The following is a 13,118-nucleotide window of genomic DNA, read 5'->3' as shown; positions in this document are numbered from 1 at the left end:
TTATAGCGCAACCCGTTGATCCATTCGGGGCCGCTCCGGCCCACTCACGACAAGAGGAAGTCCATGCAGAAGATCAAGGTAGCCAACCCAGTCGTCGATCTCGACGGCGACGAGATGACCCGCATCATCTGGCAGCTGATCAAGGACAAACTGATCCTTCCCTATCTCGATCTCGACATCGAATATTACGATCTCTCGGTCGAAAACCGCGACGCCACCGACGACCAGGTGACGATCGACGCCGCCAACGCCATCAAGAAGCACGGCGTCGGTATCAAGTGCGCCACCATCACGCCGGACGAAGCCCGCGTTGAAGAATTCAAGCTGAAGAAGATGTGGAAGAGCCCGAACGGCACGATCCGCAACATCCTCGGCGGCGTCATCTTCCGCGAGCCGATCATCATGCAGAACGTTCCGCGCCTGGTTCCGGGCTGGACCAAGCCGATCATCGTCGGCCGTCACGCTTTCGGCGACCAGTACCGCGCAACCGACTTCAAGTTCCCGGGCAAGGGCAAGCTGTCGATCAAGTTCGTCGGCGACGATGGCCAGACCATCGAGCATGACGTATTCGACGCACCGTCTTCCGGCGTTGCCATGGCGATGTACAACCTCGACGACTCGATCCGCGACTTCGCCCGCGCTTCGTTCAACTACGCTCTGCAGCGCGGCGTTCCCTGCTACCTGTCGACCAAGAACACGATCCTCAAGGCCTATGACGGCCGCTTCAAGGACCTGTTCCAGGAAATCTTCGACGCCGAATTCAAGGCTCAGTATGACGAAGCCAAGATCTGGTACGAACACCGCCTGATCGACGACATGGTCGCTTCCGCACTGAAGTGGTCCGGCGGTTACGTCTGGGCGTGCAAGAACTACGACGGCGACGTGCAGTCGGACATCGTTGCGCAGGGCTTCGGTTCGCTCGGCCTGATGACCTCGGTCCTGATGACGCCGGATGGCAAGACGGTTGAAGCCGAAGCCGCTCACGGCACGGTTACCCGTCACTACCGCCAGCACCAGAAGGGCCAGGAAACCTCGACGAACTCGATCGCCTCGATCTTCGCCTGGACCCGTGGTCTCGCACACCGCGCCAAGCTGGACGACAATGCGGAACTGACGAAGTTCGCCGACACCTTGGAGAAGGTCTGCATCGACACGGTCGAAGCCGGCTTCATGACCAAGGACCTGGCGCTGCTCATCGGCCCGGATCAGCCGTGGCTCTCGACCACCGCTTTCCTCGACAAGATCGACGAAAACCTGAAGAAGGCCATGGCGTAAGCCATAATCTTCAGAGTAGATTTGAACGGCGGGGTTTTCCCCGCCGTTTTCTTTTGCGCCGGAGGCTTAGCATGTCTGCCAATCGTCCTGTCGAAATCCGTCCTCTCGCGCCATCCGACCGCGAGGCGTGGCAGCCATTGTTCGAGGCCTATATCCGCTTTTATGAATCGGAGCTGCCGAAGGAGCAGTACGACATCACATGGTCTCGGTTTCACGACCCGGAAGAACCTATGCATGCACTGGGCGCATTCGACGAGGGCAAGCTTGTCGGCATCGTGCATGCACTCTTCCACCGCTCGACCTGGCTGCCGGATACGACATGCTACCTGCAGGACCTCTATGTCGATGACAGCCAGAGAGGCCGCGGCGTCGGCGAGGCGTTGATCGAGAAGGTGGCGCTGCTTGCTCGCGATAAGAATGCCGGTCGTTTGTATTGGCTGACGCAGGAAAAGAACGACGCGGCAAGACGCCTCTATGATCGCGTCGCCGTAGCGCCGGGATTTATCCAGTACCGCAAGCCCCTGTAGCAAGCACGCCGGTCCGATCCATTCATCGCCTAAAAACTTCAAACCTTGATTGTGTCGCCGCGCGCTCCAAAACAAGGAGCGGCAACAGGAGAATGACGGATGGCAGATGAGATCCTATTCTACACCAACCCGATGTCACGCGGCCGCATTGCCCGCTGGATGCTGGAGGAAATCGGCGCCCCCTACCGCACGGAAATCCTGCAATTCGGCACGACGATGAAGGATGACAGCTACAAGGCAGTCAATCCGATGGGCAAGGTCCCGGCAATTATTCACGGCAAAAAGACGGTGACGGAATGTGCGGCGATCTGCGCCTATCTTGCCGATGCCTTTCCCGAAAAGGGCCTGGCGCCCTCACCCGCCGACCGCGCCGACTATTATCGATGGATGTTTTTCGCCGCCGGCCCGCTCGAAGCAGCCGTCAGCAACCGCGCGCTCGGCTTTGAAGTTCCACCCGGCCGCGAGCGGATGATAGGCTACGGCAGTTTTGCCGACGTGATGGACGCGCTGGAATTCGCCCTTCGCAGCAATTCCTACATAGCCGGCGAAAAATTCAGCGCGGCGGATGTCTATGTCGGCTCGCAGATCGGCTGGGGGCTGCAATTCGGCTCGATCGAAAAACGGCCGGCTTTCGAGCAATATTTCGGGCGCATCGCCCTTCGCGACGCCTATCAGCGTGCGGTGGAAAAAGACGACATGGCGGCATCCGCACTTCAAACCACCTGACTGACGAATGCCAAGATTCATCATGAATCCGGAGACATGTTGAAGGCATCTTCCAGTACGGTAATGATATACCGCCCAATCATGGGCTGGGATCTTTCACATGTCACGGTTCACCTCCATCGCCGCCGGTGCGTTTGCAGCGCTTATTCTTTCCGTTGGCGCCTCGCGCGCTGCAGACGATCTCGTCTTTACATTGATCAACAAAACCAGCGGCACGCTCGAGCGGTTCTATACTTCGCCGACCGGCGTGGATAATTGGGAAGATGACGTGTTCGGTGATGACGTGCTGGAGCCGGGCGATAGCATGAAGATTACGATCGCCGACGGTCGTAGGACCTGCAAATACGACATGCGTTTCGAGTTTACCGAAGATTCCAATTTCGAGGACATGGAAGACACTCAGGATCTTTGCGCCATGGGATCCTACACGATCCATCAGTAGGGCTGGAGCCATGTCCACGGAAAGAGCGATTTCGTTCAAGCTACGTTAAGGCAGACTGACGCAATGTCCGCCATCGAAGCGCCAAGGACAATCCGGCGCCCAGGGACGAAACACATGAAGAAGTTTGCTCTTTCTGTCCTCTCCATCGCCATCCTCACCAGCGCGGCCATGGCCCCGGCCGGAACAGCGATGGCGCAATGGCGCGACGGACCGCCACCGCGTTGGGACGACCGTCGCGGACCGCCACCACCGCGCTGGGACCGCGACCGTGATCGCCATCACCGTCATCACGACAATACCGGCAAGGTCATTGCCGGCGGCCTCGCTGCAGGCATCGTCGGCGGCCTGATCGGCGGCGCGCTGGCCAATAGCGGTGGCCCTCGTTATGTGGAGCCGCCACCACCGCCTCCGCCGCGCTGCTGGTTCGAGGATCAGCGTGTTCGCAACGCCTATGATGGCGGCTGGCATATGGAATCGATCCGCGTCTGCCGTTGAGGCATATCGCAAGATTTTTGAAAGCCGCGCATCGCGCGGCTTTTTTCATGAGATGGCGCCTGCTTATCGCGCCTTCTTCTTGCGGGCATAGATCAGGCAATTGTCGATCAAGCTGACGCAGAGGCCATTCAGATCGGTCGTCGTGTTGTTATCGCCCGCAAACTCCACCTGCTTCAGCCTGTTTTCGGCGAATCGGAATTGCGTGCTGCAATTGCCGCCCGAGGAACCGCTTGTCGACGTGTTGACCGCAGGTATCGCGCCGAAAAGCGTGAAGGACGGATTGACGACGTTCCAGTTTCCGCGCGGCATGTCACGACGATAGGCCCAGATCGAACCGCCATCGGCGGTGGTGCTGCTGGCGCTAGGGAAGCCGGCGCACATGCGCACATCATCCTCGTCGAGACCGACCAGCTCCTTGCGCGCAGCCGTTACGGTCGAGTTTTCTGCCACGACCCGCGACGTATCAGGCGGGATCGTGCAGGATGCGAGAATGGCGCTCAAAATCGACAACCGGGCCATAGCCCGAAAATGCAGGGTCTGAAAATCCATATTTCGACATCGCCTTGTTCCTTGCCAGAGCCTCCTGAGGCCTAGCTAGAGGGCATGGAAGACGGATCAAGGCGAAAGATGGAACTATAATCCGAACGTCGAGGATTGGCGTCGCGTACAGGCTGCATAATTATAACTTGAAAAGAATGCGCAGGTGCCAGGAGGAAACCACCTATGCCCAGCGAATTGCCGATAGCGATTCTTGTCTTTGTGCTTCTGAGCGGTGCCTCCTATACCTGCGTGCATTTTTACCCAAGACTGAGGGCATCTCATCGCGACGATGAAACGAATGCCGTGGTCAGGCTTGTTGCTAACATCTTCGTGGTGATGACATCGCTCGTTTTCGGCCTGATGATCAATTCATCGAAGAACACGTTCGAGACACTCGACAGCAATGTCCATGTCTACGCCACACAATTGATTCTCTTCGATCGCTCACTCGAATTTTATGGAGATGAGACCGCCGGAGTGCGCAAATCTCTCGTCACCTATGTCGAACACGCAATCGCAGATCCCAGCCGGGCTGACGATGCGTTGCAACACCGTCGCAACGACGCCGAGCAACGCCTGACACAGGTTGGCAACGATCTGAACGCCCTGCAAGCCACGGAGCCTGCGCAAGCGAGGCTGCTGGAGGATATCAGGCAGCAATATCGCAGCATCGTGGAGAAGCGCTGGATGATCGTGGAGCAACAAGCCGGTGTCATACCTGCGCCTGTCATTGGCATGCTGGTCGCCTGGTTGACGCTGATTTTTGCCAGCTTCGGTTACCGGGCACCGAAAAACGCTGTGGTGCTGATCATGTTCAACGCCTCATCGCTGCTGATCGCCATATCGATCTATCTGGTTCTCGACATGGATTCACCGTTTGCAGGCCTGATCCAGATCTCGGATGCTCCTCTGCATCGCGCATTGGCCGAAATGACAAACTGATTGGCCAGTTCAAGCTACTAGACCAGGCGCCTCATATCCGGTGCGCTCGACATATTCGCGGTAGCCGCCATCATAACGATGCACACCTTCCGCCGAGACTTCCAGCACGCGGTTCGACAGTTCGGAAAGGAAATGGCGATCGTGGCTGACGAAGAGCATCGTGCCTTCGTATTCGGACAGCGCCTTGATCAACATTTCCTTGGTATCGAGGTCGAGGTGGTTGGTCGGCTCGTCGAGGACGAGGAAATTCGGCGGATCGAACAGCATGGCCGCCATCACGAGGCGGGCCTTCTCACCACCCGAAAGCACGCGGCACCTCTTCTCGACATCATTGCCGGAAAAACCGAAACAGCCGGCGAGCGTCCTGAGAGCGCCCTGCCCGGCACGCGGGAATTCCGATTCGAGCCATTCGAACACGGTCTGCTCGCCATCGAGCAGGTCCATGGCGTGCTGGGCAAAATAGCCCATCTTGACGCTGGCACCGATCGCGACCGATCCCTGATCCGGTTCGGCCGAACCGGCAATCAGCTTCAGAAGCGTCGATTTTCCGGCGCCGTTGACACCCATGATGCACCAGCGTTCCTTGCGACGGATGGAGAAATCCAGCCCATCATAGATCGTCCTGCTGCCATAGGCCTTGTGGACACCCTTGAGGTTGGCCACGTCTTCACCCGAACGCGGCGGAGCCTGGAATTCGAAAGCAACCGACTGGCGGCGCTTCGGCGGCTCGACACGTTCGATCTTGTCGAGCTTCTTCACCCGGCTCTGAACCTGGGCAGCATGGGAGGCGCGCGCCTTGAAGCGCTCGATGAACTTGATTTCCTTGGCAAGCATTGCCTGCTGACGCTCGAACTGCGCCTGCTGCTGCTTTTCGTTCTGCGCCCGCTGCTGCTCGTAAAATCCGTAATCACCTGCATAGGTATTGAGCGACCCGGCATCGATCTCGATGATCTTGTTGACGATCCGGTTCATGAACTCGCGGTCGTGCGAGGTCATCAGCAACGCGCCGTCATAACCTTTCAGGAACTGCTCCAGCCAGATCAGGCTTTCGAGATCAAGATGGTTGGAGGGTTCGTCGAGCAGCATCACATCGGGGCGCATCAGAAGAATGCGGGCGAGCGCGACGCGCATCTTCCAGCCGCCCGAAAGCTTGCCAACGTCACCGTCCATCATTTCCTGGCTGAAGGAGAGACCGGCGAGCACTTCGCGGGCCCGGCTTTCCAGACCATAACCGTCGAGCTCCTCGTAACGAGCCTGAACCTCACCGTAACGCTCGATGATGGCATCCATCTCGTCCATCCGGTCGGGATCGACCATGGCGGCTTCGAGTTCGCGCAATTCGGCCGCAACAGTGCTGACCGGGCCTGCGCCATCCATCACTTCTGTGACGGCGCTGACGCCGGACATTTCGCCGACATCCTGATTGAAATAGCCGATGGTGACGTGCTTTTCGACCGAGACCTGCCCCTCGTCGGGGATCTCACCGCCGGTGATCATCCGAAAGAGTGTCGTCTTGCCGGCGCCATTCGGGCCAACGAGACCAATTTTTTCACCGCGATTAAGCGCAGCCGAAGCCTCGATGTAGAGAATGCGATGGCTGTTCGACTTGCTGATATTTTCGATACGGATCATGGCTCGGCAGACGTCAGTTGATGGGTTGCAGACAATAAAAAAGCCGGATCGTTGCCGACCCGGCTTTTCTAATCATTTTTTACGAAGATTATTCGGCGCTGTCTTCAGCGGCCTTCTTCTTCGGAGCAGCCTTCTTCTTCGGAGCGGCTTCTTCGCCTTCAGAACCCTCGGCCGCAGCTTCGGCCTTGGCCTTCTTCGGCGCAGCCTTCTTCTTGGCCGGCTTGTCGTCGCCTTCGGCTTCGTCGTCAGCCATCAGCTCTTCCTTGGTGACGGTCTTGTCGGTGACCTTCACTTCGGTAAGCAGCTTGTCGATGACCTTCTCTTCGAAGATCGGGGCGCGCAGCGAGTTGGAAGCGCCAGGCGTGTTGCGGAAGAAATCGAGGATTTCCTTCTGCTGACCCGGGAACTGCTGCAGCTGTGCGTAAAGCGCGCGCTGCAGTTCTTCCTCGGTTACTTCAACGCCAGCCTTCTCACCGATTTCGGAGAGAACGAGGCCGAGACGAACGCGACGTTCGGCAAGCTTGCGATATTCGGCGCGAGCTTCTTCTTCGGTCGTGTCTTCGTCTTCGAAGGTCTTGCCCGACTGAGCGAGATCCGTGTTGATCTGGCGCCAGATGTTGTCGAACTCGGCGTCGACCAGACCCTGCGGCGTGTCGAACTGGTACATTTCATCGAGCTGATCGAGGATCTGGCGCTTGACCTTCTGACGCGTCAGGTTGCCGTACTGGCTTTCGATCTGGCCGCGAACGATTTCCTTCAGGCGATCGACCGATTCGATGCCGAGCTTGGAAGCCAGTTCATCGTTGATTTCGACTTCGCCCGGAGCCGCAACATCCTTGACGGTGATGTCGAAGGTAGCTTCCTTGCCTGCAAGGTTTGCAGCCGGATACTGTTCCGGGAAGGTGACCGTGATGACCTTTTCGTCGCCGGCCTTTACGCCGACCAGCTGGTCTTCAAAGCCCGGGATGAACTGGCCGGAACCGAGAACCAGTTCGGCATCTTCGGCAGCGCCGCCATCGAAGGCTACGCCGTCGACCTTGCCGAGGTAGTTCATGGTGACGCGGTCGCCGTTGGCGGCCTTGCCCTTCTTGGTTTCGTAAGTACGAGCGCTTTCAGCAATCTTGACGATCTGCTCGTTGACTTCTTCCTCAGCGATTTCGACGACTTCACGAGTAACCGTGATCTTGTCGGTCGACTTCAGCTCGATCGGGGGAATGACTTCGTAGGTGAGCGTGAACTCGAGATCAGCCTGAGCCGAAAGGATCTTCTCAGCTTCTGCCTGATCTTCGGTCATTGCGATCGACGGCTGGGTAGCCGACTTTTCGCCGCGCTCGGAGAGAATCTTGCCCGGACGGTCGCGGATGATCTCGTTAACGAGATCGGCCATGATCGACTTGCCGTAGGTCTTCTTGAGGTGCGCGAGCGGCACCTTGCCCGGACGGAAGCCGTTGATGCGGACCTTATCCTTCGCGTCGGCGAGGCGCACGTTCAGCTGTGCTTCCATCTCCTGCTTCGGGATGACAACTTTGATTTCGCGCTTCAGCCCTTCAGCGAGCGTTTCGGTAACCTGCATTTTCAAACCTTCATATCGTGGCGGAGATGTCCGACTACCCGGCATTTCCAGCCGTTCAACAGTCAGCACATCGCCGGAACTTCAAAGAGACCAGCCGCGGCATTAAAGGCGCCGGTCGTTCGCCTATTCTTTGGCTCAAGACCGCACCTCAGCGGTGCTTGGTGCGGGTAGAGAGACTTGAACTCCCACGCCTTGCGGCACCAGAACCTAAATCTGGCGTGTCTACCAATTTCACCATACCCGCGCCCCAAACCGCGTCGAAATACCTCGTCGCCGGAGGCCTTCCAGAGCGCGCGTCTCTATATCATCCGTTTTCTTGCACGCAAAGGAAAAATGACAGTCACCAAAGAAGACTTGCCCACAGCCATCACAGGAGTGGATCAACGTCTTACAGAGATTAAAGCCTGCGATGAGAAAGCCGCCTCGCCCACATTGACAGCCATGCAGTTGGAGCATGCCATCCATTCGACGTTTGCAGTGCACAAATTCCCTGGCATTCTGTAGGTTCCAGTCAACGAAGCGATTGCGGGACGGAACAAACGTTACCGACCTGCAGACAAGCTTCATAAGCGGACCTTCCGCAAGAAATTCGGTGCGCGCTCTCCTCCTCCCATGCGTTGCACCGTATAGACTGGCGATACTCCTCCTCCCAATCGCTGGTCACCCATATGACGCCCACCGGACCTCCTCCCCCGGTGGGCGTCGTTCGTTTCAGCCCTTCATTTCCGTTCCCGAGTGCAACAGTGGCATAGACTGCAACATGGAATGCACCAGACGCATAGGTGGCATACGTAACGGGCGCTGTTTTTTGTGCAGAACAACATTTAAAACGATTAGCAGATGAAGAGGGCGGATATGACGCCCACAGGGCAAAGGATCCCCACAATGAGCATCGCAAAGAAATTCAGCGACTGGCGTAAGTACCGCGAAACCGTTTCCGAGCTCGGCCGCATGACCGATCGCGAACTGGGCGACCTCGGCATTGGCCGCGCAGACATCCGCCGTGTAGCTCGGACTGCAGTTGGCTTCTAAAAAACCTCGACTCTCCAGTCGGTCGAAAGCGCCTCCTTCGGGAGGCGTTTTTCGTTTGTGCAGTTCATTATTGCCTGGAAGCTTTTTCGCCTGCTGTTGAAACGGCGAAATCGCTCTGTCTTTTGCCAGAATTGCCATAGCGCAAATCCTCAGCTCATTTTTCGCCCATCGCCCAGAAAAGCGACAATTCACCGCACAAATGCATGGCAGTTGCACATAATTTGCACTGCACATTCTTATTATTCGGGCGTATAAGAAGCACATCGCCGGAGCCGATAACGAGCGCCGGGAAAAAGACGACTTGAGGAAACCACCATGAACCCGATCCGCATCGCAAAGAACTGGGTCAGCTACCGCCGCACGATGAACGAACTCGGCAACCTGTCGAACCAGGCCCTCTCCGACATCGGCCTGACCCGTTACGATATCCGTAACATCGCGGCTCGTTCCTTCCGTTAATCCCTGACGGGGCGGTATCCCAACCGCCGGATGAACAAGTCTAGCGGCCGAAATGCCCAAGGATGATCAAAGGCACCTTCTCAGGTGCCTTTTTGATTCTGGTTAGCCTTAGGCGCCAAATTGACTTCGAATGAAGTGCTTTTTGATTCCTGTCGGCAGCTTGTCGTGATAATGACGCCGCCCATGACAGAGACATCCTATTCCCCTATTCACGTGATCGGCGGCGGCCTTGCTGGCTCCGAAGCAGCCTGGCAGATTGCACAGGCCGGCATTCCGGTCATCCTGCACGAGATGCGCGGCGTTCGCGGCACCGATGCCCATAAAACAGACGGCCTTGCCGAACTGGTGTGCTCCAATTCGTTCCGCTCCGATGATGCGACAGCCAACGCCGTCGGCGTGATCCATGCAGAGATGCGACTTGCGAACTCGCTGATCATCGCCTCGGCCGACAAACATCAGGTTCCGGCAGGTGGCGCACTTGCCGTCGACCGCGACGGATTTTCGGATGCGGTGACTGCCGCAATTTCCAGCCATCCGCTGATTACCGTTGTCCGAGAAGAAATCCAGGGACTGCCGCCGAAGGAATGGGACCTAGCCGTGGTTGCCACCGGCCCCCTCACCTCGCCTTCGCTTGCCGCATCCATCCAGGCGGAGACGGGTGAAGACCAGCTCGCCTTTTTCGACGCCATCGCACCGATCATCCATCGCGATTCGATAGATATGGATACATGCTGGTACCAGTCGCGCTACGACAAGGTGGGCCCAGGGGGAACAGGCAAGGACTACATCAACTGCCCGCTCGACAAGGATCAGTATGACGCCTTTGTCGACGCACTGATCGCCGGCGATACGGTCGGGTTCAAGGAATGGGAAGGCACCCCCTATTTCGATGGATGCCTGCCGATCGAAGTGATGGCGGAACGCGGCCGAGAAACCTTGCGCCACGGACCGATGAAGCCGATGGGCCTGACCAATTCGCATAACCCGACGGTCAAGGCCTATGCGGTCGTGCAGCTGCGCCAGGACAATGCGCTCGGCACGCTCTACAACATGGTCGGCTTCCAGACGAAGCTGAAATATGGCGCGCAGGCAGAGATCTTCCGAATGATACCCGGCCTGCAGAATGCCGAGTTTGCGCGGCTCGGCGGCCTTCACCGCAACACCTATATTCAGTCGCCGATCCTGCTCGACAAATCACTGACGCTGAAAAGCCGGCCCGGCTTGCGCTTTGCCGGCCAGATCACCGGCTGCGAAGGGTACGTGGAAAGCGCCGCGATAGGCCTCCTTGCCGGACGATTTGCGGCTGCTGAGCGGAAGGGGGAACCGCTTGCGCCGCCTCCTGCCACCACAGCCTTTGGTTCGCTTCTCGGCCATATCACCGGCGGCCACCTCATTCATGATGAGGAGCCCGGCAAACGATCCTTCCAGCCGATGAATATCAATTTCGGCCTTTTCCCAGAACTCGAGCCCGGCTCGATCGTCAAGCCGGAAGGCGTCAAACGTTTTCGCGGCAAGGACAAGACCGTTATGAAACGGCAGTTATTGTCGGCGCGGGCGCTGAAAGATTGCGCTAATTGGCTCGGTCTGGCGTAGAGGCATCACCATCGGCGGCGGCCATTTCACGGCCGCCATCCGGCTGGCCGTCGCCGCTGATTTTGCCTGTAACGCTGACATAATTGTCGAGCAGCCAGAGAGAAACTTCGGCTGCTTCACTTTCCTTCACGAATATAAATTCGCCATTCAATGTCGGTGCATCGAGAAATTCCGCAACGAACCCTTTAGCATCTGCCAAGGGAACGATCCTCACGCGTCCGGGCTGGATGAGGTGGCAGGCATAGTGGTTGCGTCGATTACGCATGAAGCCCGTCTTGTCATTATGCAAGCGAACAAAGACATCACCATCCTTTGTGCCATGCAGGCTGCGAATCGCTTCCTCCGGAAAGGCCCGGCCGAATTCGAGGATTGCGGTCCCGAGATCGTAACGCCCCTGTTCATCGTTCCTACGGGCAATTCGCCTTATGTAGAAAACGAGAACGAGAATCAGCGCAACGATCGTGATCCAGATGATAAGGGCACTCAAACCGCGTCTCCTAGGCATAGAAGGTTTGGGGGGCAGGTTTTTGGGTTGCATAGTGCCTAACGTGCGAGGCTTGCGCGAGTGTTATGTCGCATCAGAAGCGGCGAAGCAGCGTCGCTTTCATCATGCTGATCTGGCGACGCCATTGCGGTTGCTGCAAGCCACCGAAAAGTGCCGAAGCGCCCTGTTTTCTGGCCCGTTTCAAGATGTGCTCCGCTAGAGAGACAGGCAAAAAGGCCGGGAAAAGTGGTTTGGCGATCGGCCCTGCATGGCGGGCCTTTTGCAAATGCTCCAACCCCAGGCCGGAAAAAACCTCGATCGCCGCCGAGATACGCGCCTTGTCCTCGCCGGCCAAAAAGGTGTCACGATCAAGGCCTGTTGCGGAAAGGATATCGAGCGGCACATAGATCTGCCGCCTGCGGTTATGGATCGGCAAAAGCATCAGCAAGCCGGCTATCGACTGTGCCACGCCTGCATGTCCGGCAGCATCGGCCGATTGAATCGCGTCTTCAGGTGACAAGACAAGACCAGCCAGCTGGATCAAAGCCGATGCCGTCTCACCCGAATAGCCCTCCAGCGCGGTTTGGTCAGGCATGGCATCGTCATACAGGTCGAAGATACGTGCCTCTGTCATGGCGACCAGTGTTTGCCGTGGCAAACGATAACGTTCTATGGTCTCCAACAGACCAGCAGCGAGTGGATTGCCGCCGGTATCTCCTGCGGCGCCACCTTCCAACAGATCCCGCCACCATTGCAAACGGATCTCGCCGGGAAGCGGCTCGCGCACCACGTCGCGGACGCGGGCAATTTCCGCACTGAATGCATAAAGCGACGCAAGCGCACCCTGCTTGTCTTCAGGAGAAAGAAGACAGGCCAGATAACGGTCGCGATCCGTCTCCCGCAGCATGGAAAGGCAAAGCGCGCCGCTTTCGGAAAGGGTATCGGTCATGTCAGACAGCGATGAGAGCCGCCGCAACAGCGCGGGATTCGGCCAGCATGATGTTGAATGTGCGCACGGCTGCACCGGTGCTCATCGGATCGGAAGAGATGCCTCTGGACTTCAGGGCAGCTTTCACGTCAGCGGGTATCGGCCTGAGATTGGTGCCTGCGCCGATCAGCAGCACTTCGATGCCGGACGCATCGGCCAGTACGCGCTCCAGAGAGGCGATCGTCAGGGGATCGCCCTCCCGCATGTCCCAGCCATGAATGCCCGAGGGCAAGCAGAGAATGGAGCCGCGATGGGACATGTCAGCGAAACGGAAACCGCCATTGCCGTAGGCATCGATCGGCGCGCGGCCCGGAAAATGAGCGTCTCGGATTTCGATGCCTTTCGCCATTGACACGGCTTCCTTCCAGAATGACTTTGCCCGGATCAAGCCTCCATCCGATGGACAGAAA

General features: G+C 57.8%; 15 protein-coding genes and 1 tRNA gene. 9 read left to right on the top strand and 7 right to left on the bottom strand.

The genetic code is table 11. The features are described 5' to 3' along the window. Positions 1–63: 63 nt before the first annotated feature. The 5 genes from HNQ72_RS00655 (at position 64) to HNQ72_RS00635 (ending at position 3,465) form a co-directional block, all read left to right on the top strand. Positions 64–1,275 carry an NADP-dependent isocitrate dehydrogenase gene (locus HNQ72_RS00655; RefSeq protein ID WP_148146426.1) on the top strand — a complete coding sequence of 404 codons (1,212 nt, stop codon included), beginning with the start codon at positions 64–66 and terminating at the stop codon, positions 1,273–1,275. 71 nt (positions 1,276–1,346) lie between these two features. After that, positions 1,347–1,802, top strand: coding sequence for a GNAT family N-acetyltransferase (locus tag HNQ72_RS00650; protein ID WP_148146425.1), 456 nt, complete (start codon positions 1,347–1,349; stop codon positions 1,800–1,802). 99 nt (positions 1,803–1,901) lie between these two features. Beyond that, positions 1,902–2,528 carry a glutathione S-transferase family protein gene (locus tag HNQ72_RS00645; RefSeq protein ID WP_183989120.1) on the top strand — a complete coding sequence of 209 codons (627 nt, stop codon included), beginning with the start codon at positions 1,902–1,904 and terminating at the stop codon, positions 2,526–2,528. A 100-nt stretch (positions 2,529–2,628) separates the two neighbouring features. Then, a complete protein-coding gene (locus HNQ72_RS00640) occupies positions 2,629–2,970 on the top strand; it encodes a hypothetical protein (RefSeq protein ID WP_183989119.1) in 342 nt (113 codons plus the stop codon). Positions 2,971–3,084: 114 nt separating this feature from the next. Beyond that, entirely contained in the window at positions 3,085–3,465 is a 381-nt protein-coding gene (locus HNQ72_RS00635) for a hypothetical protein (RefSeq protein WP_183989118.1), read from the top strand. Between the two features lie 63 nt (positions 3,466–3,528). Here the strand turns inward: HNQ72_RS00635 and HNQ72_RS00630 are convergent, their stop codons facing one another. Beyond that, entirely contained in the window at positions 3,529–4,014 is a 486-nt protein-coding gene (locus HNQ72_RS00630; RefSeq protein WP_183989117.1) for a hypothetical protein, read from the bottom strand. Between the two features lie 174 nt (positions 4,015–4,188). Here HNQ72_RS00630 and HNQ72_RS00625 point away from each other — a divergent pair, with 174 nt between their 5' ends. Beyond that, positions 4,189–4,947, top strand: coding sequence for a bestrophin-like domain (locus HNQ72_RS00625; protein ID WP_183989116.1), 759 nt, complete (start codon positions 4,189–4,191; stop codon positions 4,945–4,947). A gap of 9 nt (positions 4,948–4,956) precedes the next feature. Here the strand turns inward: HNQ72_RS00625 and HNQ72_RS00620 are convergent, their stop codons facing one another. From HNQ72_RS00620 to HNQ72_RS00610, 3 genes are all read right to left on the bottom strand, one after another. After that, positions 4,957–6,579 (bottom strand): ABC-F family ATP-binding cassette domain-containing protein, encoded by a 1,623-nt coding sequence (locus HNQ72_RS00620; RefSeq protein WP_183989115.1) that lies wholly within the window; start codon positions 6,577–6,579, stop codon positions 4,957–4,959. An 88-nt stretch (positions 6,580–6,667) separates the two neighbouring features. Then, on the bottom strand, positions 6,668–8,152 hold the full coding sequence (gene tig / locus HNQ72_RS00615) for a trigger factor (protein ID WP_183989114.1): 1,485 nt from the start codon (positions 8,150–8,152) through the stop codon (positions 6,668–6,670). A gap of 159 nt (positions 8,153–8,311) precedes the next feature. Next, positions 8,312–8,396 (bottom strand) — tRNA-Leu (locus tag HNQ72_RS00610). Positions 8,397–9,037: 641 nt separating this feature from the next. Between HNQ72_RS00610 and HNQ72_RS00605 the strand changes: the two genes are divergently transcribed. From HNQ72_RS00605 to trmFO, 3 genes are all read left to right on the top strand, one after another. Next, entirely contained in the window at positions 9,038–9,184 is a 147-nt protein-coding gene (locus HNQ72_RS00605; protein ID WP_112507721.1) for a DUF1127 domain-containing protein, read from the top strand. 315 nt (positions 9,185–9,499) lie between these two features. Further along, a complete protein-coding gene (locus HNQ72_RS00600; protein ID WP_119940433.1) occupies positions 9,500–9,643 on the top strand; it encodes a DUF1127 domain-containing protein in 144 nt (47 codons plus the stop codon). A gap of 183 nt (positions 9,644–9,826) precedes the next feature. After that, a complete protein-coding gene (gene trmFO, locus HNQ72_RS00595; RefSeq protein WP_183989113.1) occupies positions 9,827–11,236 on the top strand; it encodes a methylenetetrahydrofolate--tRNA-(uracil(54)-C(5))-methyltransferase (FADH(2)-oxidizing) TrmFO in 1,410 nt (469 codons plus the stop codon). Here trmFO and HNQ72_RS00590 read toward each other — a convergent pair. The 3 genes from HNQ72_RS00590 to HNQ72_RS00580 are packed head-to-tail and all read right to left on the bottom strand — an operon-like array spanning position 11,214 to position 13,057. Next, positions 11,214–11,774, bottom strand: a complete 561-nt coding sequence (locus HNQ72_RS00590) for a hypothetical protein (protein ID WP_244654254.1) — start codon at positions 11,772–11,774, stop codon at positions 11,214–11,216. The two genes, trmFO and HNQ72_RS00590, sit on opposite strands and share 23 nt — an antisense overlap. Positions 11,775–11,814: 40 nt before the next feature. Then, entirely contained in the window at positions 11,815–12,669 is an 855-nt protein-coding gene (locus HNQ72_RS00585; protein ID WP_183989112.1) for a phytoene/squalene synthase family protein, read from the bottom strand. A 1-nt stretch (position 12,670) separates the two neighbouring features. Continuing rightward, positions 12,671–13,057 carry an Mth938-like domain-containing protein gene (locus tag HNQ72_RS00580; protein WP_183989111.1) on the bottom strand — a complete coding sequence of 129 codons (387 nt, stop codon included), beginning with the start codon at positions 13,055–13,057 and terminating at the stop codon, positions 12,671–12,673. Positions 13,058–13,118: the final 61 nt, after the last annotated feature.

It is taken from the genome of Aliirhizobium wenxiniae (assembly GCF_014201355.1).
Classification (GTDB): domain Bacteria; phylum Pseudomonadota; class Alphaproteobacteria; order Rhizobiales; family Rhizobiaceae; genus Neorhizobium; species Neorhizobium wenxiniae.
This window is presented reverse-complemented; position numbering and strand designations above follow the sequence as displayed.

Bases quoted from the DNA above. Each gene is read 5' to 3' on its own strand.
- HNQ72_RS00655 (WP_148146426.1), top strand. From the start codon at position 64: ATGCAGAAGATCAAGGTAGCCAACCCAGTCGTCGATCTCGACGGCGAC.
- HNQ72_RS00650 (WP_148146425.1), top strand. From the start codon at position 1,347: ATGTCTGCCAATCGTCCTGTCGAAATCCGTCCTCTCGCGCCATCCGAC.
- HNQ72_RS00645 (WP_183989120.1), top strand. From the start codon at position 1,902: ATGGCAGATGAGATCCTATTCTACACCAACCCGATGTCACGCGGCCGC.
- HNQ72_RS00640 (WP_183989119.1), top strand. From the start codon at position 2,629: ATGTCACGGTTCACCTCCATCGCCGCCGGTGCGTTTGCAGCGCTTATT.
- HNQ72_RS00635 (WP_183989118.1), top strand. From the start codon at position 3,085: ATGAAGAAGTTTGCTCTTTCTGTCCTCTCCATCGCCATCCTCACCAGC.
- HNQ72_RS00630 (WP_183989117.1), bottom strand. From the start codon at position 4,014: ATGGATTTTCAGACCCTGCATTTTCGGGCTATGGCCCGGTTGTCGATT.
- HNQ72_RS00625 (WP_183989116.1), top strand. From the start codon at position 4,189: ATGCCCAGCGAATTGCCGATAGCGATTCTTGTCTTTGTGCTTCTGAGC.
- HNQ72_RS00620 (WP_183989115.1), bottom strand. From the start codon at position 6,579: ATGATCCGTATCGAAAATATCAGCAAGTCGAACAGCCATCGCATTCTC.
- tig (WP_183989114.1), bottom strand. From the start codon at position 8,152: ATGCAGGTTACCGAAACGCTCGCTGAAGGGCTGAAGCGCGAAATCAAA.
- HNQ72_RS00605 (WP_112507721.1), top strand. From the start codon at position 9,038: ATGAGCATCGCAAAGAAATTCAGCGACTGGCGTAAGTACCGCGAAACC.
- HNQ72_RS00600 (WP_119940433.1), top strand. From the start codon at position 9,500: ATGAACCCGATCCGCATCGCAAAGAACTGGGTCAGCTACCGCCGCACG.
- trmFO (WP_183989113.1), top strand. From the start codon at position 9,827: ATGACAGAGACATCCTATTCCCCTATTCACGTGATCGGCGGCGGCCTT.
- HNQ72_RS00590 (WP_244654254.1), bottom strand. From the start codon at position 11,774: ATGCAACCCAAAAACCTGCCCCCCAAACCTTCTATGCCTAGGAGACGC.
- HNQ72_RS00585 (WP_183989112.1), bottom strand. From the start codon at position 12,669: ATGACCGATACCCTTTCCGAAAGCGGCGCGCTTTGCCTTTCCATGCTG.
- HNQ72_RS00580 (WP_183989111.1), bottom strand. From the start codon at position 13,057: ATGGCGAAAGGCATCGAAATCCGAGACGCTCATTTTCCGGGCCGCGCG.